Genomic DNA, 22774 nt, shown 5'->3' with positions numbered 1-22774 from the left:
AATGAACTTATGCGTATTAAGCCTGTTAGTTTAACAATTCTCCTTCTTTGCGCTGTGATATTCACTGCCCTAACAACTCAGGCTGACTCTCCTCCCTCCAGCTATGCTCAATCTGCACAACTTATCCGTGACTCCTATGAACGCAAACTCTTTACGCTTTCCCCTTCAGCAGAAAGCCACTTTGGTTTACGTATGTACCGTCAAACCCAAGACAAAAAGTATCTGCCCGCGATTTGGAGCGATATGGCGCAAGTTGCGAGCCAGCTAAACCGATTCGCCAACGAAGTCGCCAAACCAGAAGATATCATTTTGTATTCATCCCAGCGTCTGGCCCACTATCAAAGTAAGGACACAGAACGAAGCCAGCTTCGTTATACGGTGAGTAAGCATCATCCTGAATATTTGTATCTTGGAGTAGAACTGTTGAGTGCGATGGCCAGAGCAGATGAGTACGGGTTAAAGCATATAAATGACGACATTCTCCGAGAGATCATTCGACGATATGACTTCACTCATTACGTAACGGATAAAGAGATGATCGAAGCGTGGGCTGCGCAGCTTGCCAATCAGGTCTACTGGCTTCGCCAATTGGGTGAGCAAGACCTGGTTGATGATTTCACAAGTGCATTTAAAACCACCTACCCGGATGATAACGACAAGAGGCTATCAACCAAGCAGTACTGGAACAAAATTTACGGTCTTACCCACATCATTTTTGCCGACTCTCAATATTATCAACGACAAGTCAGTGAAGAGGAACACCAGTGGATCTACGACTACCTGCGCCAAAATATCGACAATATCCTGCGCCGCTGCAAAGAGGATGTCATTGCTGAAGTTGGCATCGCATTCCTTCTAGCAGGGCTGAATCACGATCCGGTTGTCGAAAAAACCCGTCACGCGATACGCGCCGCCATCGACTCAGAGCAAGGTATGATTCCTTCTACAGACAGAAAGTTTGATCTGAACTCAGGTGAACACCGGAATATACTCGCGATCATGTTATTAGACTGGCGAGGAGTGAACAAGGGGCCGGACTATCAGACACTGGAAAAGTCGTTCCAATCTATACCCTATGGCTTAGTGCCTAAAAAGCCAGAGTCATAAACCCATTTCACCTATAAAAAACAAGGAAATTAAGGTAATTACTTCACGCTACAGTGGTTAAAACGGCCAATAAATGTGCAATCAAACCCGAAAGGCTAAAAATGAGTAACTTTGCTCTCGCCAACAGATGGAATTTGGTTATACAATCTGATTCGCTTCTTTCGAAGCCTCTGTACTGTTAGCTTTAGACTAAGTAGCTTTAGAGTGAACGCAGAGCTTCATGATGCCGAGATGGTGAAATTGGTAGACACGCTAGCATGAGGTGCTAGTGCCTTTGGTGTGAGGGTTCGAGTCCCTCTCTCGGCACCATTATCCTTCTTTTTAGATTTCGTATGAGTGTAATGCAAAGTTCTAAGCAGGCAAGACAATCCGCAGATGCTAACCAACTTCTGAGCGAACTTGCTGTGCATGCTTTACTGCATCTGCACTTCAAGATCCTGACATCCTCTCGTCCCCTTCCCGTAAAAGAACGTAATGATTTGCTTCAAAAGTGGCTTAAGCCAAAACTGAAAAGTAATCGCTACAAGCTGATTAAAAAGCCGTTAAAGACTCTGACTCAGCAGGCAAAAGGAGAAAATGGTAATCTTGAAGCCTTGCTTGAACGATGCGTTGGTGCTGATAAACCAAGTAGTCCTCAGCCACATTTGGATAGCTACTTACTACTGATCAACGAAATTGAGAAAAAACTCGGTACTACTGTACTTCTCTCTCGTCCGGAAGACGTCGATCTTTCACATGAACAACACGGTTGTTTATTGTGCGTATTATCTGAGAACCTGAATCAGCATTTCGACGACAATAATGCCTTAGTTGCCCCTATCTCGATGCTTTTCCGCGGTCCAATGAGTCAGCGCTCGCTGTTTTTAGGCAGCATTTACGCCAGTAACACCTTTAATTACGAAGTTCAGTATCAAGACGAGCAGTTCGTACGAATCACGCTAGAGTTGGCGTAATTCAACCATCGACTTCTCATCTAATAGTTATCTGATCGGCTCTAAAGCTTCTTAGGGAGCACCACTTTCGCCATGACTTTGGCATCAATTTTGTCACAAATGTACTCCCCTATTGGAATTGCTGATGTCGCAGCAGGCGATGGCGCATTGCAGACATGAAGGCTTCTTGCGGTTTCCGCAAATAGAAAGTCATGGACTAACGTGCCATCCGTCAACACAGCCTGGGCACGAATACCAGCCGGATAAGGTTTGAGATCATCAACTTGGATAGCAGGACAATATTTATTGACCAGTTTTAAGTATCCGGGTTTCGACCAAGAGTTAACCAGCTCTTCCAACCCGGTTTTTAGGTGTTTGTGTGTGACTTTCCAAAAACCAGAAAAACGCAGCATTCGCCATGTATCTCTGAAGCTGAAATTCACCTTACCATAGCCTTCTCGCTTCCACCCTTGCACCGCATTAGGCCCAACCGTCACAGAACCATCGATCATTCGGGTAAGGTGTACTCCCAAGAAAGGTAAGTCCGGATCAGGAATCGGATAGATCAGATGATTAACTACATTGTTGTGTTTACTATCTAAACGATAATATTCACCGCGATACGGAATGATTTGAAAGTCGGTCTTAATACCCATCATCTTGGTCATGCGATCGGCCATTAAACCACTGCACGTCATTAACATCTTGCAGTTCAACTGCATCGACTGGCCATCCGTTATACAGGTAAGCTGTACTTCTTCGTCTTTTTCTTCTATTGCAACCACTTCAGTACGTAGGCTGATCAGTCCGCCGATCTTTTGGAACTCTTTTACCATCTGCTGAGTAACCAACCGATAGTCAACAATGCTGGTGGCTTTAACATAAATCGCCCCCAGCCCTGAGATGTTTGGCTCCGCCAGCTTTAACTGTGCCTGATCAAGTAGCTCAACTTCGATTCCATTAATATGACATCGCTCGTACAGCACATTCATGCGCTCAACTTCCTGAGTATTTGTTGCTACTAGTAACTTTCCACAATTATCAACGGGAATACCATGTTCAGAACAGAACGCGATGGTACTCTCAACACCACGTTTACAAAAATCAGCTTTCAGGCTACCCGGCTCATAATAGACGCCGGCGTGAATCACACCACTGTTGTGTCCAGTCTGATGTTTTGCGAATCCATCCTCTTTCTCCACCAGCAATATAGAAAGCCCGGGATTGCGCTTTTGTAACTGCCAGGCAGTAGATACTCCGACGATGCCGCCGCCGGCTACAACGTAGTCATAGACTGATTTCATACGACCTCTGATAAAACCGAAAGTGGGATTGTTACCGTTATATCCAAATGACTTCAAGATGCAGGATTCAGAGCAAAGGGCGAGTTGCCTTGACTTACAGACTTTGTTAACGATTTTCGATTTAAAACCACTAGATCTTCAAATCGTTGCCTTGCCTGCATACCAAGTCACTTTAGCTGAACCTAGCATCTTGAGGTTATTTGGGTATATATTGCGACCACTATAAACAAATTTGTTAGAAATTAACGCGCAGTCTACCGCACGAAACAGTTTTGGCTAACCAACTAAAGTAATTTTTACGCAGCGCAAGTGGCAGATATCTATTCTTTCGTACTCTAGAGATCTAAAACAGAAAGCCCTGCATCAGCAGGGCTTCGTTTTAGCTTATGAAAGAAACAGAAATTATACTGCGATTTCACCACCGTCTTCACGGCGAATCACAACCGTTGAAGAACGCGGACGAACCGTTGTACCTGCTGGTGTTTCTTCAGTCGCATCGTCACTGTATGGCCAGTTAGCTGGATGCTGGATGTTTACAAACAGTGACTTGTAGTCCGGGCTAATGGTAAAGCCAGTAACTTCAGAACCATTCGGACCAACAAAGAAGCGTTTTAGCTCCGCTTGGTTGTCTGCCCCTATAGTAAGTTGATCACCGTTTTCATCTGTCAGTTTTGACGGTACAACAGCCAGCATCTGGTCGTTGGTGTATGAAGTCACCTCATCCGCACCGTTGTCTGTTTGAATCCATAAGATACCGCGAGCATCAAATGCCAAGCCATCCGGGCTAGCAAACTGGTTCAGTTCCGTCAGGCTTGAACGGTTAGTGTCTGCGTCACCGTTCGCTGGCGAACCAAATACGAAGATATCCCAGGTAAACTCAGTTGCAGACTCACCTTCATCCCAACGAATAACGTGACCAAACTTATTATTTAAGCGTGGGTTTGCAGGGTTTGTATCGTCAGTTCGCTTAGTATTGTTCGTCAGCGTCAGGTATACCGAGCCGGTAAACGGATCAACACTACACCACTCCGGGCGGTCCATCGGTGTTGCGCCGACGAGATCAGCCGCTCCAGCCGTATTCAGAATGATTTCAGCCAGAGAGCTAAAATGGTCTGCCAGGGTACCGCCAGATGTCGTTAAGCTGTCTAGGGTGAGTGGTAACCATGTACCCGTGCTGTCTTCATTGAACAGAGCCACATAAAGCGTCCCTTCATCCATGTACTTGTCACCCGTTGTCAGACGACTAGATGGACTCGCATCAGCCGGATCCCAAGCCGCTGCTGATTCAAATTTGTAAAGGTATTCAAATCGAGAGTCGTGACCAGAATAGAATACAACTGGTTTACCTTCTTCTAGCTTACCGAATGTGCAACCTTCATGGCGGAAGCGACCCAGTGCAGTACGCTTTTTCGCGCGAGAGTTTTGTGTGTATGGGTCAATTTCAACAATATAACCATGGCCGTTGGCTTCGTTACGGTAGTCATCTGATGAACTGCTACCAGTAGGCGCTAAGTTAAAACGAGTGAACTCATCTAAACGTTCTTCAGAGTTTCCGGCCAGGGTTTCCCACAGATAGCGGGTGCTTGCTGATTCAATACCAATACGATCCTGCTCTTCAGTACGTTCGCCTGCATTTACAAAATAACCGGGCCAGTTCTCCTCACACGTTAAGTACGTACCCCAAGGTGTATAGCCGTTACCACAGTTATTCAGGGTACCACGAGCCTGGCTTCCGTCCGGAGAAAAGCGGGTTACCGTCATTGCTGAGTTTGCAACAGGACCAGATAAGTCCATGACTGTCGCGCCAGTGTAGCGGCGGTTGAGTGGATCAGTATCAACCAGTTTCCATACGTTATCTTCTAGCTGGATACGAACAACAGAAACACCGTGAGCATTAATCTCTTTACGTACTTCATCAACAACAGTACGGACATCGTTTTCCACAGTCGGGCCATTTGGATGCAGCGCATCTGTATCGATGTATTCGTGGTTGATACACAACAGACCGTCCGTTGTACTGTCATTCAATGGAAAGAAATGCATACCGTCATGGTGCATACCAAGTGCATTTAGCTGATCGGTACTGGTGTTTGTGCCATCACTTAACCAGGCATTGCCCTGAGCGTTTAATGGTGTACCCCAAGGCACTAATACTTGTGCTGTATAGCCTGAAGGAACCGAAACTGCATCCGTTAACGAGCCCGGGATCGATTCAAAATTAAGTACCGCTTGTGATACGCCAGAAGCAGCACTGGTTCCTGCACCTGAGCTTGACCCTGACGAGTTACAACCAGCTAATCCAAAGGCTCCAAACGCAGTCATCGCACTGATGCCCAGACCACCTTTGAGAATACTGCGGCGAGACAAGCTCGATTCCAGAACTTCTTCAAATGGTTTGTTCTTGCTGTGGTTGTAACGCGTTGCGTCAAACGTTTCCTTACTCATGGTGTCACTTCCCCGCTGTTAGCTTTCTATTAAAGTTTGAGTTTAAATTTGAATGTTATAAGTCATTGAGCGTGAGGAAGTTTGGAGAAAAAACATGACAGAAATAATTAAAAGTGATGAAAGTTATGTTGCTTGAATATGACTAATATGACTTGAATAACTCCAAAGAAAACAACACCGGTAGCTACTAAGAAGAACAAATAAAAGGCTGAACACGTAGTAGCCAACCGTAACACGTCATTAGAATTTTGCTTGGGATATAGTCTGATAAAAGGTATAACGTGTTAGTTATAAATCCATCCACGAGAAATAGTAATGAAATTAGATAAAATCGATAACAAAAGCCGTCGTATCCGTAAGAAGCTGTTTCTAGGGGAGTTCGCAATTCTGGGCTTCGAGATCAGTTGTGAAACAGACATCAACGACTTCGACCGCTACGATGCATTCGTTGATGACTTTGTTGATTACATCGATGGTTTAGGTCTGTGCTTTGGCGGCGGTGGTCTGGAACTGTTTGAAGGCTTCCTGTGTTCAACGGAACGTTACGGTAACGCAACGGAAGAACAGAAAGCGCAAGTGCTTGCTTGGTTAGAAGCTCGCCCGGAAGTTAAAAGCGCACAAGCTGGTGAACTGGTTGACGCAAACCAATTATAAAGCAAACGTAAAAGTACGTTTAAAGCTGGTTTAGGGCCTGTTGTTCTTTCGAGCTGATTTTTGCAGCAGTTTGTGGGGTTTTTATACAAGGCAGAGGCTTTGAAATGTAGTTATTCTACCTGATAAGCCGATAACGCAGTAGAAAGGCCCCACAAACTCTGCCCGAAGGGTTCGGCTAACAGCGTTTTACTCTTTGTTGAGAAGTATTTTGCTTAGAATGACTAGGCTACAAACGACTAGCCGTCCGCCACTTGCCGCGATTAAAACACTTTTATCTCGAACAAAAATTAACCGCGAAAGAGCAACAGGCCCTTTGATCGGCTTTTTTTATATTTTAGCTTTGGTGAAAGTAGTGTTGGAAGGTTTTTTGGAGCTGGCAATTGGTGGAAAATCGATGTTCCGATGCCAGCCCAATGACGTGTAAAAATTTTAACTATGATTTTTTAGCCGGCGCTTCTTTCGCTTCTTTCCAGTATTGAATACGAACGCGATGTAGCTGAGCTCTTCTCATCTTTTTCAAAGCAATCTCCCTCATATAATATAAGTAACGCTCATCATAAGCTTATTGTCTAAGGTTAATGACTCCATCGAATCTATATGGGAATCAAATAATTAACCGTGACCTAATTCACAATATAATGATGAATATGGTTTTGTTGCAGCCGTTCTTGACGTAGAAAACCGAATATTCTCTTCCGTACTCAGTCAACTTACTCACGAGATATGACAGAAAAATGGCAACCAAGTTCCCACTTCAAATTGTCATCGAACCTTAATAAAAATTAATGGCGTAAACTATTGCAGAGCTGTTCACGCGATTATTTTGTCGTCTGTCGTAAAAATACTTACAGCAGTTTAACTTCCACGAGTAAATGAGTAAAAACAAAGAGTAAACAAGAATATCGCCCCTCAACATATATAGACGGGTTTATCAGCGAGAGCAAACCGATAAACTTCAGCTCACCTTCCAGAATACGACATTGACCCACCACCTTGTGCGAGATCTCTTACATAGCATGTAAGCCAATTGACTTTTAGCTTCTAGCAATAACGTCATAAGTCAACATAAACTATTGAATTTATTAAACTTCAATAAAACCAATGCAATCGATTGCAAAAATAATTTCAAATCGCTAATTGAGTCAGAACGGTAAAACATCAATACTGAGTGTGTCGACAGGATGTTGGCAGGAACAGGAAAAGCCTAAAGGATTAGGTATCTTCAGGAAGAAGATTTGATAACTTAGGATGAGTTGTCAGCAAGGATGTAGTTATGCTCTGGGATAGAGTTCGCCCGTCAGGATGATAGGCAAGAATGGACACCGCTAGGAAGGCGATGAACAGGGAACTCGGTTAAAGGACTTAACCACAATCAAGGATAGATGCAGGGAGCACCTATTTAGTAGCCGGATTGCTGCGAAAAAGAATAAGCCCCGTCTGAGAAATCAGGCGGGGTTTTATTTTATCTGCTGCTTTTTAATGTGTTCACCACGCGCGATCTTCCGGTTAAAGCACTAACTAAAAGTGCAACAAGTCGATAAAATAATTTTGTCGTATCGATGAGTTTTTTTAGTTTTCATATGAGAGCGAAAAAAACTAAGGTGCACACCCTCAACGATGTGGTTGTCCAACCACTATTCTAAATCGTTGAAGTATGTAGGTTATGTCATATCAATATCATCAACCTACTGCATCCTATACTCTATACATATATTTAATTTGGTACTGACTTACAAAGGAACAGCCATGCGTATTGCTATTCTCTCTCGTAATGAGAATTTATATTCAACCATGCGCCTTAAGCAGGCTGGTGAAGAGCGTGGACATCAGGTTGATGTTATCGACACTCTGCACTGCTACATGGACATTACGAGTAATAACCCTAAGATTCGTTATATGGGGGAAGAGTTGCCACAATACGATGCGGTTATTCCACGTATTGGAGCATCAATCACCTTCTACGGCACCGCTGTTGTGCGTCAGTTTGAAATGATGGGCACATTTTGTGTAAACGAATCAGTAGCTATCAGCCGTTCTCGTGACAAACTACGTTCACTACAGCTTTTATCACGTAAAGGGATTGGCCTGCCACGTACTGGCTTTGCTCACCACCCTGACAACATTCAGGATGTGATAAAAAATGTTGGCGGCGCACCTTTGGTGATTAAACTACTAGAAGGCACTCAGGGCATCGGTGTTGTACTTGCTGAGACGAATAAAGCAGCAGAAAGTGTAATTGAAGCATTCATGGGCTTGAAAGCGAACATCATGGTTCAGGAGTTCATTGAAGAAGCTAAAGGTGCCGATATTCGCTGCTTTGTCGTTGGCAATAAAGTCATCGCGGCTATGAAGCGTCAGGCTAAAGAAGGTGAGTTCCGCTCTAACCTTCACCGTGGTGGTTCGGCACAGTTAGTAAGATTGAGCAAAGAAGAACGCGCAACAGCAGTTAACGCTGCGCGTGTTATGGGTTTAAACCTGTGTGGTGTAGATATCCTACAATCGAAAAATGGTCCTGTTGTGATGGAAGTTAACTCATCTCCAGGTCTTGAAGGCATTGAAATCGCAACCAATAAAAATATTGCGGATATGATTTTCGACTTTATAGAAAAGAACGCTAAGCCAAACGCTAACCGCACTCGCGGTAGAGGTTAATGACTTTATACCAATCACAGTAGTTAAATGTTCAAAAATAACGCAGGAAAAATGCTTGAGAACAAGTCGCAATTTTTAGATAAGTAGTTATTCTACAGTCAACTTACTTTGAAACGAAAAATGCAACGAAGTTATCAAGTGTTTTAACCAGCTAGAATGACCAGTTATTTACTACGATTGGTATTACTAGCATTAGAAAGGCAACTTTGCCTTTCTATGTTGCTCGTCGCTAGGATGACACTATGAATCAGAAACTGATCATTGGGAATGCCGAAGCTATTTGCTTACCAGAGTTAGGGATTACCCACCTTGAAGCACGAATTGATACTGGTGCACAGACTTCTTCTCTGCACGTAGACAATCTTGAGTGCTTTGAAAAAGACGGACGCTCGTACGTCGAGTTCGATCTACACCCAGACGTTTACCACTTAGAGCAAGTCGTGCGCTGTACTGCACCGCTAAAAGCGAACCGCAAAGTGAAATCGTCAAATGGTACTTTTGAACATCGCTGCGTAATCACTACCATGCTGCGTTTAGGCGACTTACAGTGGCCAATCGACATCACGCTCACCAATCGTGAAAGCATGACTTACATGATGTTAATGGGCCGTCAGGCTATGGCTGACAAAGTCTTGGTCGACCCGAGCCAATCCCACTTACTGGCTCCGTAACCGCTGTCGTCTCAGATGAGTGACTATCGATTGCAGATGTCACTCGTCTCACCTCTTGTTTCGTCCCTGTATCTTTTCTAGCAATAGTTTCTTTCTTGAAAGCAGCAGACCTTTCGTTTTTATCTTGGTCGCTCGCCAATGCGTTTGCGGCTTGGTTGGCGCAGTATCCAGAATATGCTGATAAGCTTTTTCATCCAGAACGACTTCTCCTCCATGCGCAAGCAGTAAACAGTTCGGCTGTAGTTCAAAAACCCGTTTAACAGAAAGACGATATTGATTTGGATGAAAAACAGGAAACGGTGCAATCAGGTGCTTTTTTACTTTTACCATCAGATCCGCCACATACAGTACGCTCTGCTCTGCGTGATACACCGATAAATCACGGTCGGTATGACCAAACGTTTCCAGCACCTTCCAGTCTTCAAAGCCTGGAATACTCTCACCATCAAGCAATTCAATATCTGGTCTCAACTTACGTGAGTACCAAAGGTTGCGCTTTGGTTTACGCATCCTATTTGCCATCCATCGCGCTAAAACCAAATCAGTTAAATGCATCAGCCAGCCATCAACACCGCTATACCACTGAACCTCACGTTTAGCCGCCAGCACTTTACACCCTGTCAGTGTTCTCAGCTTATGTGCGGCTCCTGCGTGATCAGGATGCATATGGGTTACGACCACCAGCTTTAAGTCAGTAAAGGGTCGCTTAAGCTGATACTCAATAAACTCCTTAAGGTGCGGAACATCAGCTCTACTTGCACCGTCTAGCAACATGAGCTTATCCGCGTACTCGGCGAGATAAATGGTTTGTATGTATCCCTGAATTCTGTGCAGTTGCAAAACATATCCTTATGCCTGAGCTGTTATCTAATCAAGAATTTTTCTGGTCAGACCAACTATAACAGCTAAACAGAAAGTTTGTTAAATATATGTTGCTCAGTATGTATTCATGAAGTTAAAACACTCACCCGTTAGTTGGAAAACTGCTTAATTTACAGTGTCAGGTGCGGCGGAAAATTAACATTTCCCCATCATCTTTGACGATTTATTTACCCCCTAATTCGACAATAAAGCTTAATCGAAAAGATAGATTTTAATCACTAGACTCCAGGTCACTTTTGTCCGTTAATGCGCGCACACGGAGTTCGTGTCAGGGTATGAGGTTAACACCTCATGATTTGCTTTTTGGTACTTTTCCTTCAAATAAATAAAAGGTTTAAGTACATTTTTGTGAGAATTAAGTTGGAAAAAGCAACTAAATTAGACCGCATTCGCGCGGACTACAACGTTCACTACTGGAGCCAAGGCTTCTACGGTATCGATAACCAAGGCGAGGTATACGTATCTCCTCGTAGTGATCGTGCACATCAAATCCCTTTCAGTGCCATTGTAAAAGAGCTAGAAGCGAAACAGCTGAATCTGCCTGTCCTGGTACGCTTCCCACAGATCGTGCATCAACGTGTACATGGTCTTTGTGACGCTTTCAACCAAGCGATTGAAGAATATAACTACCCGAATAAATACTTGTTGGTATACCCGATTAAAGTAAACCAGCAACGTGAAGTGGTTGATGAAATACTGGCCAGTCAAGCAGAACTAGAAACCAAGCAACTGGGTCTTGAGGCTGGTAGTAAGCCTGAACTTCTGGCGGTGCTGGCTTTAGCTCAGCAAGCGAGCTCCGTAATTGTGTGTAACGGCTACAAAGACCGTGAATATGTCCGCCTTGCCTTAATTGGTGAAAAGCTCGGCCATAAAGTTTTTATCGTATTAGAGAAGCTTTCAGAGCTTGATCTTGTGCTTCAGGAAGCTGAAAGCCTGGGCGTAAAACCGCGTTTAGGTCTGCGTATACGTCTTGCATCTCAAGGTGCGGGTAAATGGCAGTCCAGCGGTGGTGAGAAGTCGAAGTTTGGTCTGTCTGCGTCGCAAGTATTAAGCGTAATTAACCGCCTAAAAAATGGTGGCAATCTGGATGCGCTGCAACTGGTGCATTTCCACCTTGGCTCACAAATGGCGAACATTCGCGATGTGCGTAACGGCGTCAACGAGTCAGCTCGTTTTTACTGTGAATTACGTGCAATGGGTGCAAGCATCAATTACTTCGATGTGGGAGGCGGTTTAGCCGTGGATTATGATGGGACACGCAGCCAGTCTTCTAACTCGATGAACTATGGCCTTGCTGAGTACGCACGTAATATTGTCAGCACTGTCGGTGACGTTTGTAAGCAATATGAACAGCCAATGCCTGTGATTATTTCTGAATCTGGCCGCTCACTGACGGCTCACCATGCGGTGTTGGTATCCAATGTTATTGGTACAGAAGCGTACCAACCGGAAGAAGTATTCGCGCCAGTTGATGAAGCGCCCCTGCTGCTGCAAAACATGTGGCGCAATTGGGAAAACTTGCAAAACGGTACCGATGCACGCGCACTGATTGAGATTTACAACGATACCCAAAGTGATTTGGCAGAAGCGCACTCTAATTTTGCGACTGGTGTGATTAACCTTGAGCAGCGTGCATGGGCAGAACAATTGTCACTACGCATCTACTTCGAACTGAGCCGTAAGATGAGCACGAAGAACCGCTTCCACCGTCCAATTCTGGATGAGTTGAGCGAGCGTCTTGCAGATAAGTTCTTTGTTAACTTCTCGCTGTTCCAATCTCTGCCAGATGCTTGGGGGATTGATCAGGTGTTCCCTGTTCTGCCGCTTTCCGGTCTGGGCGATGCTGAAGAACGTCGCGCTGTGATGTTAGACATTACTTGTGACTCGGATGGCGCGATTGATCTTTACGTTGATGGTCAAGGTATTGAAAGCACACTGCCTGTTCCTGCATGGAGCAAAGACAAGCCTTACCTGCTTGGCTTCTTCTTAGTTGGTGCATACCAGGAAATTCTTGGTGACATGCACAACTTGTTTGGCGACACCCATAGCGTGGTTGTAAACGTAGAAGAGAACGGTGAGTTTGAAATCAGCTATATCAATGAAGGTGACAGCGTCGAAGATATGATGCGCTACGTGCATATCGATGTTGATGCGATTCGCGATAATTACAAACAACTGGTTTCCGAGCGTGTTGAAGCCGGTGAACAAACTCAAATTCTTGCTGAGCTGGAACAAGGCTTAGTGGGATACACTTATTTAGAGGACTTCTGATATGAATGATTTGTTTACTAAAACTGATTATTCGCTTTACTCCAACTCTATGTCGTTTCTGCGCCTGCCGTACATCAGAAATCCGATCGACGTTGAGGCTGACGTTGTCGTACTTGGCGTTCCACTCGACATGGCAACGTCTGGTCGCTCAGGCGCGCGTATGGGACCGGATGCTATCCGTCGAGCCTCAGTAAACTTAGCTTGGGAAGGTAAAAAATTCCCTTGGGATTTCAACGTATTTGATAAGTTAAAAGTTATCGACGCTGGCGATTTAGTGTTCGATTGCGGAGATGCTGAAGATTTTACTTACCGTCTAGAAGCGGCAACAAGCGAAATTCTGAAAAGCGAAAAGACGATGCTCGGTTTAGGTGGTGATCACTTCATCACGCTACCTATTCTGCGTGCATACGCCAAACACTACGGTGAAATGGCTCTGATTCACTTTGACGCTCATACCGACACTTACGCAAATGGCAGTTCATACGACCACGGCACGATGTTCTACCATGCGCCGAAAGAGGGTTTGATCTCTGCGAAGAACTCGGTGCAGATTGGCATTCGTACTGAATACAAACAGCAGGATCATGGCTTTAATGTTATTAATGCGATGCAGGCTAATGACATGTCAGTGAACGAGATTCTGGATGAAATTCGCCGTACTGTTGCAGGTAAGCCAGTGTACGTGACTTTTGATATTGACTGTCTTGATCCAGCGTTTGCACCTGGCACGGGTACGCCAGTTTGTGGTGGTCTCAACACCGACAAAGCGCTTAAAATCATCCGCGGCTTGGCTGGTATGAATATCGTCGGAATGGATGTGGTCGAGGTGTCACCACCTTATGACCAGAGTGATGTCACGGCTTTAGCAGGCGCTACTATCGCACTGGAGCTACTGTATGCCTACGCCGCTGGTCGCGAGTAACCAATAAACTAACAGATGTCATAGGGAGCTCCGGCTCCCTTTTTTTATCCACATCATTTAGTTCAACTGCATTCTCATATTCCAAAAGTCAGTTTGCTTAATAGGCCTACTAGTTACACAATTAAGTTTCCCATCGATCACAGGAAGATCAATAACTCCGCTACCAAACCTAAAAGCAATCTCAACGCTTATTAAATTAGATTTCAATCCAATTGGTCTCGTGAGTATAAAATACAAGGATAAATAGATGCGCTTCACTCTCACAACGTTAGCTGTATCGCTCTCACTTTTAACCGGATGCAGTAATCAAGGAACTTCATCAATGACTCAATATTCTCAATCGCAGCTCGTTGCTCAGCAGACCCAAGCGCCAATAGCAAAGAAAGTCCCCCACACGATGACTATTCATGGTGATACCCGTGTAGACAACTATTACTGGATGCGTGACGATGAACGTAAAGATCCGGAGGTCTTGCAGCATCTTGAACAAGAAAATCAGTACGCACAAACTGTCTTAAAGCATACCGAAGATCTTCAGCAACAGCTGTTCGAAGAAATTAAAGGACGGATTGCCAAAGACGACAACTCAGTTCCGGTGCGTAAGGGTAACTACTTTTATTCACATGAAGTCTCTGGTGACAACGAATACGAAGTGCACCTAAGGGCTAAAGACTTCGCCGGAACGGATAAAACAGTACTGCTGGACGTCAACGAACTGGCGAAAGAGCATGAGTTTTTCAGTATTGGCGGCTTGTACGTCAGCCCAAATGAAAACCTGTTGGCTTATGGAGAAGACACCTTAAGCCGCCGTATTTATACCATTAAGATCAAAGACCTGACGACCGGTGAATACCTTAAAGATGAGATTAAGGGCGCATCAAATAGCATCGCATGGCAAAAAGATAATCAAGCGTTTTACTACATAAAGAAAGACCCACAAACCCTGCTAGGTTATCAGGTCTATCGACATGTGTTAGGTACCCCGCAAAATCAAGACGCACTCATCTTCGAAGAAACCGATAGCGAATATTACACCTCCATCAGCGAGAGCAAAGACGGGGAAGAAGTTTACATTTGGCATTCGAGTACCGAAACCAGTGGTGTGTCTGTTCTGGATGCCAACGATCCAAGCGCTAAAGCAAAGCCATTTTTTCCGCGTGAAACAGGTATCGAGTACAGCATCGCAAAACTTCGTGACTGGTACTATATCTATACAAATTACCAAGCCATTAACTTCCGCCTGATGAAAGTGCATAAAGACAGCAGGCACGATCGCTCTAAGTGGCAGGATGTCATTCCTGTAGACGACAATACACAGCTAGTGGACTTTGAGTTATTCAATGACCATCTGGTTTATGAGCAACGCTCAAATGGCTTAGCAACCGTCACTGTGCGCCAGTTGTCTAATGGAACAGAATTCCCACTCAAATTCCAGGACAGTGCATTTGCAGCCTACCTGACCGGCAACTACGAGTTAGATAACAATAAAGTTCGTATTTACTACAGCAGCTTAACCACACCGGGTACCTACTACGATTTCGATCTTATTACCGGAGAATCAGAAGTCATGAAGCAAACACCAGTCCTTGGTGATTTCGATGCAGATAACTATCAGTCCGAGCGAATCATGGTTAAAGCACGTGACGGTAAATCGGTGCCTGTTTCTCTGGTTTATCGCAAAGATAGATTCAAAAAAGACGGCACTAATCCAATTTACCAGTATGGTTACGGATCTTACGGAGCAACCATTGAACCAACATTCAGCTCTACTCGTTTAAGCCTGTTGGATCGTGGCTTTGTTTACGCGATTGCACATATCCGTGGCTCTGAAATGCTCGGTCGGCCATGGTATGAAGATGGTAAAAAGCTCACCAAGCAAAATACCTTTAATGATTTTATTGATGTGACTAAAGACTTGGTAGAACAAGGCTATGGTGCAAAAGACAAAGTATTTGCGGTTGGTGGTTCTGCAGGTGGTTTGTTGATGGGCGCAGTGATTAACCAGGCGCCAGAACTTTATCGCGGCATTGGTGCACATGTGCCGTTTGTTGATGTCGTAACAACTATGCTGGACGAATCCATACCATTGACGACCAATGAGTACGATGAGTGGGGTAACCCAAATAACAAAACTTATTACGACTATATGCTGAGTTATTCGCCTTACGACAACATCAAAGCGCGAGATTACCCGAATATGCTCGTCACCACCGGGCTGCATGATTCCCAGGTTCAATACTTCGAACCAATGAAATGGGTCGCTAAGCTACGCGAGATGAAAACGGATAACAACGTACTTGTATTTAAAACCGACATGGAAGCAGGACACGGTGGCGCTTCTGGCCGTTTCAAACGCTTAAAAGAAGATGCTCTGGAATACGCCTTTTTCCTCGACCTACTTGAGGAAAAGTGAGGCTATAACGCTATCCGGACTAAAACAATGCCCGCAATTGCGGGCATTGTTACGTTTAAACTCTGCACTTTCATATTGATTGTGTCCAGAAAGAAAAAACGCCTGCTCACAATGAGCAGGCGTTAACACAATAAATGTGTTTAGGCAGTAGAAACTGTCCTATTTATTAGAAGTAGTAACGAGCACCGATTGTCCAGTAGTCATTATCATCTTCAAGATCCAACTGGTAGCCAGCAAACGTGTAGAAAGATGACGTAACAGCGTACTCAGCTTGTACAGCCATTTCTTCGTACAATGTATTGCTTGCATCATCATCTTCAACCGACTCGTAGTTCAAGCTGAATGTCCAGTCGTTAACGCCGTACGCCACAAGACCTTCTAGCTGAGTTGTTTCTTCTAACCCGCCGAAGAAGTATTCATTCATACCGAATACAAGGGCTGCGTATAGGCCAGAGCCGTACGAGCCGTAGTTAGCAGAAAAGATGTGTGAGCTTGCATTCTCAGTACCAACTGGAGAACCAAAGTGTACATCACCGCCACTGTATGCGTAGCCTAGACCGAAGCCTGCTAGTTCAGTGCTAAGAGCGATTTGACCACGCTGATCGTAGTCGCCGTTGTCACCTTGCCAGCCTAGACCTAGGTTGAACGCGAAGCCTTCACCGAACTGGAATCCTTTACGGTAGCTAACCATTTTTTCACCACGACCTGAACCAAGTTGGTAGTGGCTTGAATATAAGAAGTCGTTAGCAAATGCGATTGGCATATCCGCAACACCACCCACATCGTAGTACGGTGTCCATTGTGTACCAACAACTAAACGACCAAGTTGTTCATGCGTTGCACCGATGTAACCAAGACGAGTTGAGAATGAGTTACCACCACCGTTAAGGTAGTTAAGTGCCCATTCGCCTTTCGCGTCAACTGTTACACCATTGCCGATATCTTTTTTACCCGCAACGTTAAGACGTGGAGATACTTGGTGAACTTTTACATCTTCGTCGAAGTACTCACCAACACCCACTGATACGTGACCACCGATTGATAAAGAAGTACCGTCAGCGCTGTTGTAAACTTCTGCTGCGAATGCTTGTGTACCACATGTAAGTGCCGCCACTGCTACGGCTAGAGCTTTCATTTTCATTGTTAACATCCATATAGTTGTTTGTGCTGGCTTGCTAAGAAACAGAAATTCCCTGAATCAAATGCAACGAACAGATAACAAGGTAATAATGAAAACGAAACGAAACAAACACTTTATTATGCAACCCATTCCATTTGTGGTCATTTTTTGAACTAAATCACAAAGAAATAGTGAACTTTTCATTTTTATGCATAAAATTTGTGTTTTTTTGCGTGTTATATCTCCAACAATACGAATACTAAACAGATTTACGTTCCTTACTATATAAACAATCAATAAAGAAAATTGCAGTATGCGATCTGGTTATCGAAAAATATTGGGAGAATCTTAGTAGAACAATATGATACAGAGATTATATTCAACGCAGGTTCCGCCTTATTAAAACTCTGTACTTGTGAATGTTACCGAAAAACAAAAAGGCTCGGATAGTACCCCGAGCCTTCTGTAATCACTTCTCAAAGAACACATCAACCGGACTTAGCTCTGCGCAATTGAGATAGGTACGTCACCCAACTTTTCGCCTGTTCTGAAGGTTTAATTTCATTAGAGCGTTTAGCATTCGCCAGCGCATCATCAAAACGTTTCAGCTTGTGATATACGCGGGCTTTGACAAGCATGACTTCCGCTTGCTGGCCGGAAACCTTATCCAACACAGCCAGTGCCTGCTGATAATGCCCCTCTTGCACCAGTAGCTGGGACAAGTTCCAGTTGTACTGAGAATCGAGCTTCGCGGCTACACGCCAGCTATCAATCGATTTTTCCCACTCTTTGGCCATTTGCCAGTACGTCGCTTGCTGAGCTTTAAACTTGCTGTCCGAGTCAATGTCGTCAAGTTCGCTTAAAACTAATGCAGCGCGTTCGGGGATGCCGCGGTTTGCGTATAGTTGAGCCAGCAGCTTCAGATCATCCTGGCTCAGTTTTACGCCCTGTAGATTAGCAAGCGCCAGAGAGTCCAGAGCCCGTTTATTGTCGTCAACACGCAAATGGAGTGCAACCAGCTGGCGCCACCATTCCATGCGCGCAGGTTCAATTGCGATCAATCGCTTTATCGTGACAATGGCTGGCTTCCACTTTTTAAGCTCAAGTTCAGCAGATAACTTAATTGATAGCGGAGCTAACTCATCGGCCTGGCCAAACTGCTCGTAGCGTCCCATCGCCGAAAGCACTTTGTTCCATTCATTAAGCTGATAATGAGATTGCGCGATACGCAGCCACACTTCATGCGCTTTCTGGTTTTTTGGTACAGATTTACTTAAAGCATAATAATGCGTGAGCGCTTTAGTAAACTCCTGCTCGTTAAGCAACATATCTGCCAGCATCTTACGTGTTTGCCACGCTTGTTCATCCTGCAGCAAACCACTGTTAACTGCGAGCTCAAGCTTTTGGATTGCCTGATTTACTTGCTGATTTTGCCAGTAGAAAATACCCAGCATACGCGCGACAAACGCCTGGTCATAGCCACGAGAAAGATCTAAGGCTTCAAGCGTTGATATCGCCTCTTTAAGCTTATCTTCCTGTGCCATACTGTGAGCTTTTTGGACACGCGCAGCTGTATACTGGCTCAACTCACTTGCAGTTGTTGCAAACACGCTCAGGCTCAGCACGGTTCCGATTAGAAATTTCTTCATCATTTACTTAACTTGAACTCCAGCCTTACCGTTTGTCCGAACTGCTCACTCGATACACCATTCTCAACCTTAGGCTGATACTTCCAGTTTCTGAGTGCTCTAATCGCCTCACGCTCAAACATCCGACTTGGCTCAGCTTCGATAACTTCAATATCTTTCGGGCGGCCAGTCTCATCGATAGTAAAACGCATAATAACGTAACCTTCGACTTTGCGTTCTAACGCTTTGCTCGGATAGCGAGGCTCTACACGGTACAACGGCAACGCTTGCTGGTTACCCATCGTACCTTTGAGGTCAGGCGCGCTGATCGCAATACCATCTAACGCGGTATTCAAACCAAGAGCACTGGTTGGTGTCACTTGGCTCATTGGTTCCACTTGGGTATCCGCTTGAGAAAGGTCCATTGGCTCCGGCGCTTTTGGTGGCTCTAGCTGCTTTGGCACGGAGCGTTGCCGACGCTGAACATCCGCATCGTTTTCTACCATTACCATATCAAAGCGTACAGCTTCAGAAGGCTTTGGAGCACGTTGGTTTCCGTTATCTACCATCCACGCCATAAAGCTGAACAAACTGACTGAAATCAATAACGATATTGGTAGCGCGAGTAACAGCCTGCCCATTAAGGTTTCTCCGCCGCCAATGCGATGTTCTTAACTCCGGCCCCTTTCGCGGCGTCCATCACTTTGACCACAGTGCCGTTGTATGCGTGTTCGTCTGCCTGAATAACTAACGATGCATCTGGCTGGTCAAGCAACAAATGCTCTATAGATGCTTCTACACGTTCAATATCCACTAAACGTTTATCGATATACACATCATTTGCTGCTGTCACGGCAATAAAAATACCAGCGTCTTTCTGACTCACTACATTTGAGGCTTGCGGGCGATTTACTTCCACCCCTGACTCACGAACAAATGAACTAGTGACAATAAAGAAAATCAACATGATAAAAACGATATCAAGCATGGATGTTAAATCGACTTGTGCTTCGTCCTGTTGAGTAGGTCTGCGTCCGAGTCTCACTTCTGACTCCTTAAAGATTGTTCTAACTGAATGGCTTTGCGCTCACACACTTTACTCAAGCGTGCATGAATGAACATACCCGCCAACGCGGCGACCATTCCTGCCATGGTAGGCAACGTCGCTAAAGAGATGCCAGATGCCATCAGTTTAGGGTTACTGCTGCCCTGCGAAGCCATCACGTCAAATACCGTGATCATGCCGGTCACTGTCCCTAGCAAGCCAAGCATTGGGCAAATCGCTACGAGCAGCTTGATTGTTGACAGGTTCTGGCGCAATTCAATTTGCACTTTTGCAATCCATCCATCGCGGATTTGATGGGCGTACCAAGAGTGATGCTCTGACCTAGCCAGCCACTGGTCACGGAGCTGTGCTTTTACCTTTGGAAAAACAGTCGTCAGATAAATAACCCGTTCCATTACCAGTAACCAGCACACAGCTACGACAGCGGCCAGCCACCACAAGATTTGACCGCCTTGCTGCATAAAGCTCAGCAAGGTTGTGGCCCAATCTTCGCTGATCAAACCCAATGTGTTGAGTAAGATCTGCTCCATTACGCTACGCTCTCCGCTAATGCTCTACTTGTATGGTTGCTTTTCGTCGTATCGCGCTCAGCTTGTTCTGCGACTAGGCCAATACCCTGCTTCTCAAGAATAATGCGAATATTTTCAGCCTGAGAGCTCAATATGTTATGCGCCAGTAATAGTGGCATAGCAGCGACAAGACCAAGTACTGTCGTCACCAGTGCCATTGAAATACCACCCGCCATCACTTTCGGGTCACCATTACCAAATTGCGTGATCACCTGGAAGGTTTCGATCATACCCGTTACGGTTCCGAGCAGACCCAACATTGGAGCCAATGCGGCCAGCAGTTTTAGCATTGATAAGCCTTTTTCCAGATGCGTCTGCTCATCAACAACCGCTTCAAGAAGACGCAATTCTAAGGCTTCTACACTGCGGTCTTTGTCTTTCTGGTATACCGCTAAAACGCGGCCCAATGGATTATCAGCTGGCTGGGCTGGGCTTTTTAGTTGCTTGGCGATCTTCTGACGAGCAATCATCAGAGAGACACCACGGACGATCGCAATAATCAGGCCGATTGCAAGTAAACCAAGGATGATCTTACCAACAACACCGCCGGCATTAAGACGGTCTTTAAATGTCGGTGAGTTAGCGAGCTGCTCAAGAAGGATTCCACGTGAAGGGTCAATAACCACGCTATCCAGATTACCTGAAGTTAAGCTGCTGGCGGTTGGCCCGTTTTCTGGCTGACGAAGGTAATTCACCGCATCGCCGCGTTGACCGTTCCACTTCAGGTAACCGTTATCATCCAGTAGCGCCATCGCGCCAAGACGAGTACCTGTAACGGTCTGCTCACGCCCCTCGCCATCTAACAGCGTAAAAGAGACATTTGCTAACTCACCACTTGCCCTGACTTGCTCTTCCATACTACGCCACATCGCACGCAGTTGAGGTAATGTAGGTAATGACGTCGCAGCAACGATATCCTCGATATCTTTCTCGTAAGTGTTACCATCCACACCTGTCACAGAGTGTTTAAGTTCAGATTCCAACTCCTTGGCATTCTGACGCACTACGCCAAACAGCTCACCAAGACTGCCTGTTTCTAAACGCAGTTTCTCTTCTAACTGTGCCAGCTCAGCTTCATTTTCGCTGAAGGTTGCGCTCAGTGAATCTGCTTCAGCCTGCAAAGCTGCACGCTCTACTGCCAGTTGGTTTTTAAGGCTCTGAAGCTCTTGCTCTGATTGCTTAAAACCACTCTCACGCGCAGCATTGTGTGACTGCTGCTGCTGATTTTCTTGCTTTGCTTTTTGCAATAACGTATCGCTGGCAAACGTAGCGTGAGGCATTAATACGGCGCTTGAGATTGCCGCCACCGATAACCATTTCTTGAACATTTATTTGCCCTCCGCAACAGTAAGGGACACTGGCAGAGTTAACATGCTCGGTGCGATTTGTTTGTTTGCCATCGCAAACGCTTTGTCCAGTTCTGTTTTTCGTTCAGAACCAAGCAACTGCCACGACTTATCCTGTTGCGACCAGCTCCAGAACGTCTCACCAGACAAGCTGCGGGCAACTAACGATACTCTTCCCAGGTAGAGGACATCCGCTTTAATTTGCTCGTTTGCGGATAATTCAATTTTGCCCTGATATACGCCGAGTCGGGTGCCGTAATCCATTTCAATTTGGTACGCTTCCAGGATACGACGAAATTTCTCAGCATCGGCGACATCTGCCCGAGTCATCATTGCATCAAGTTTGGCAACACGCTCTTCACGTTGTGCTTTACGAATCGGCTTGTCGTTTGCCACGATGACTTTCAGCCCATCCAACATGTGGTACATCAATGGGACAACACCTTGACGAGTTTGGGCTACCTGTTCAATTTGTTCATTCAGATTGTCAACTTCTTGGTTCTGGCTCTCTACAAGGCTTGTCAGGTGGTCGCGATAAATTTTTAAGTTACTTACTTCTTCCTGTAACTGTTCAATTTCTGCCTCTAGACTCAGAGCCTTTTCTGCACTTGTATCTATGCGCTTTTGACTGACCGCGGATGCTTGGTTGGTTTTGCTTTGCACTGCTTGTGCATCGTTAAGATTCTCCGCGTGAACGGGAATTAAAACCGATGAGATCAACAAAGCGATACTTGATTTGATTAGATTCATACGAGTTTAAATACTATTTCCTAAAAACGACTAAAGGGGAAG

General features: G+C 45.1%; 18 protein-coding genes and 1 tRNA gene. 9 read left to right on the top strand and 10 right to left on the bottom strand.

The genetic code is table 11. From position 1 onward, the window contains the following. Positions 1–9 precede the first annotated feature (9 nt). From KHN79_RS14850 to KHN79_RS14840, 3 genes are all read left to right on the top strand, one after another. On the top strand, positions 10–1107 hold the full coding sequence (locus KHN79_RS14850) for a DUF3541 domain-containing protein (RefSeq protein ID WP_182010286.1): 1098 nt from the start codon (positions 10–12) through the stop codon (positions 1105–1107). A gap of 225 nt (positions 1108–1332) precedes the next feature. Next, a tRNA-Leu gene (locus KHN79_RS14845) sits at positions 1333–1416 on the top strand. A gap of 32 nt (positions 1417–1448) precedes the next feature. Next, positions 1449–2060 (top strand): DUF2913 family protein, encoded by a 612-nt coding sequence (locus KHN79_RS14840; RefSeq protein WP_182010287.1) that lies wholly within the window; start codon positions 1449–1451, stop codon positions 2058–2060. A 41-nt stretch (positions 2061–2101) separates the two neighbouring features. Here KHN79_RS14840 and lhgO read toward each other — a convergent pair whose 3' ends face one another. Both lhgO and KHN79_RS14830 read right to left on the bottom strand, forming a co-directional pair. After that, positions 2102–3343: an L-2-hydroxyglutarate oxidase gene (gene lhgO / locus KHN79_RS14835; protein WP_182010288.1), complete on the bottom strand. Its 1242-nt coding sequence runs from the start codon at positions 3341–3343 to the stop codon at positions 2102–2104. 402 nt (positions 3344–3745) lie between these two features. After that, a complete protein-coding gene (locus tag KHN79_RS14830) occupies positions 3746–5788 on the bottom strand; it encodes a PhoX family phosphatase (RefSeq protein ID WP_182010289.1) in 2043 nt (680 codons plus the stop codon). Positions 5789–6103: 315 nt separating this feature from the next. On the opposite strand from KHN79_RS14830, the gene KHN79_RS14825 reads away from it, so the two are divergent. From KHN79_RS14825 to KHN79_RS14815, 3 genes are all read left to right on the top strand, one after another. Next, positions 6104–6442, top strand: a complete 339-nt coding sequence (locus KHN79_RS14825; RefSeq protein WP_182010290.1) for a 50S ribosome-binding protein YggL — start codon at positions 6104–6106, stop codon at positions 6440–6442. A 1746-nt stretch (positions 6443–8188) separates the two neighbouring features. Further along, a complete protein-coding gene (rimK, locus tag KHN79_RS14820; RefSeq protein ID WP_182010291.1) occupies positions 8189–9094 on the top strand; it encodes a 30S ribosomal protein S6--L-glutamate ligase in 906 nt (301 codons plus the stop codon). Positions 9095–9336: 242 nt separating this feature from the next. Further along, positions 9337–9765 carry a RimK/LysX family protein gene (locus tag KHN79_RS14815; protein WP_182010292.1) on the top strand — a complete coding sequence of 143 codons (429 nt, stop codon included), beginning with the start codon at positions 9337–9339 and terminating at the stop codon, positions 9763–9765. Positions 9766–9813: 48 nt separating this feature from the next. Here KHN79_RS14815 and KHN79_RS14810 read toward each other — a convergent pair whose 3' ends face one another. Next, positions 9814–10569, bottom strand: a complete 756-nt coding sequence (locus tag KHN79_RS14810) for an MBL fold metallo-hydrolase (RefSeq protein ID WP_182010318.1) — start codon at positions 10567–10569, stop codon at positions 9814–9816. Between the two features lie 438 nt (positions 10570–11007). Between KHN79_RS14810 and speA the strand changes: the two genes are divergently transcribed. From speA to KHN79_RS14795, 3 genes are all read left to right on the top strand, one after another. Further along, complete coding sequence (gene speA / locus KHN79_RS14805; protein WP_182010293.1) at positions 11008–12918, top strand: arginine decarboxylase; 1911 nt, start codon at positions 11008–11010, stop codon at positions 12916–12918. A gap of 1 nt (position 12919) precedes the next feature. Further along, positions 12920–13840, top strand: coding sequence for an agmatinase (gene speB, locus KHN79_RS14800; protein ID WP_182010294.1), 921 nt, complete (start codon positions 12920–12922; stop codon positions 13838–13840). Between the two features lie 247 nt (positions 13841–14087). After that, positions 14088–16253 carry a S9 family peptidase gene (locus tag KHN79_RS14795; RefSeq protein ID WP_182010295.1) on the top strand — a complete coding sequence of 722 codons (2166 nt, stop codon included), beginning with the start codon at positions 14088–14090 and terminating at the stop codon, positions 16251–16253. A gap of 166 nt (positions 16254–16419) precedes the next feature. Here the strand turns inward: KHN79_RS14795 and KHN79_RS14790 are convergent, their stop codons facing one another. The 7 genes from KHN79_RS14790 to KHN79_RS14760 all read right to left on the bottom strand — a co-directional run bounded on the left by KHN79_RS14790 (position 16420) and on the right by KHN79_RS14760 (position 22732). Beyond that, positions 16420–17394, bottom strand: coding sequence for a porin (locus tag KHN79_RS14790; protein WP_182010296.1), 975 nt, complete (start codon positions 17392–17394; stop codon positions 16420–16422). Between the two features lie 467 nt (positions 17395–17861). Further along, positions 17862–19025, bottom strand: a complete 1164-nt coding sequence (locus tag KHN79_RS14785; RefSeq protein ID WP_182010297.1) for a tetratricopeptide repeat protein — start codon at positions 19023–19025, stop codon at positions 17862–17864. After that, positions 19022–19642, bottom strand: coding sequence for an energy transducer TonB (locus tag KHN79_RS14780; RefSeq protein WP_182010298.1), 621 nt, complete (start codon positions 19640–19642; stop codon positions 19022–19024). The genes KHN79_RS14785 and KHN79_RS14780 overlap by 4 nt, the downstream gene beginning before the upstream one ends. Then, on the bottom strand, positions 19642–20046 hold the full coding sequence (locus KHN79_RS14775; protein WP_182010299.1) for a biopolymer transporter ExbD: 405 nt from the start codon (positions 20044–20046) through the stop codon (positions 19642–19644). Before KHN79_RS14775 ends, KHN79_RS14780 begins: the two co-directional genes overlap by 1 nt. Beyond that, positions 20043–20597: a MotA/TolQ/ExbB proton channel family protein gene (locus tag KHN79_RS14770; RefSeq protein WP_182010300.1), complete on the bottom strand. Its 555-nt coding sequence runs from the start codon at positions 20595–20597 to the stop codon at positions 20043–20045. The genes KHN79_RS14775 and KHN79_RS14770 overlap by 4 nt, the downstream gene beginning before the upstream one ends. Further along, entirely contained in the window at positions 20597–21964 is a 1368-nt protein-coding gene (locus tag KHN79_RS14765) for a MotA/TolQ/ExbB proton channel family protein (RefSeq protein ID WP_182010301.1), read from the bottom strand. Before KHN79_RS14765 ends, KHN79_RS14770 begins: the two co-directional genes overlap by 1 nt. After that, positions 21965–22732 carry a DUF3450 domain-containing protein gene (locus tag KHN79_RS14760; protein WP_182010302.1) on the bottom strand — a complete coding sequence of 256 codons (768 nt, stop codon included), beginning with the start codon at positions 22730–22732 and terminating at the stop codon, positions 21965–21967. Positions 22733–22774 lie beyond the last annotated feature (42 nt).

It is taken from the genome of Vibrio sp. B1FLJ16, from assembly GCF_905175385.1.
Taxonomy (GTDB): domain Bacteria; phylum Pseudomonadota; class Gammaproteobacteria; order Enterobacterales; family Vibrionaceae; genus Vibrio.
This window is presented reverse-complemented; position numbering and strand designations above follow the sequence as displayed.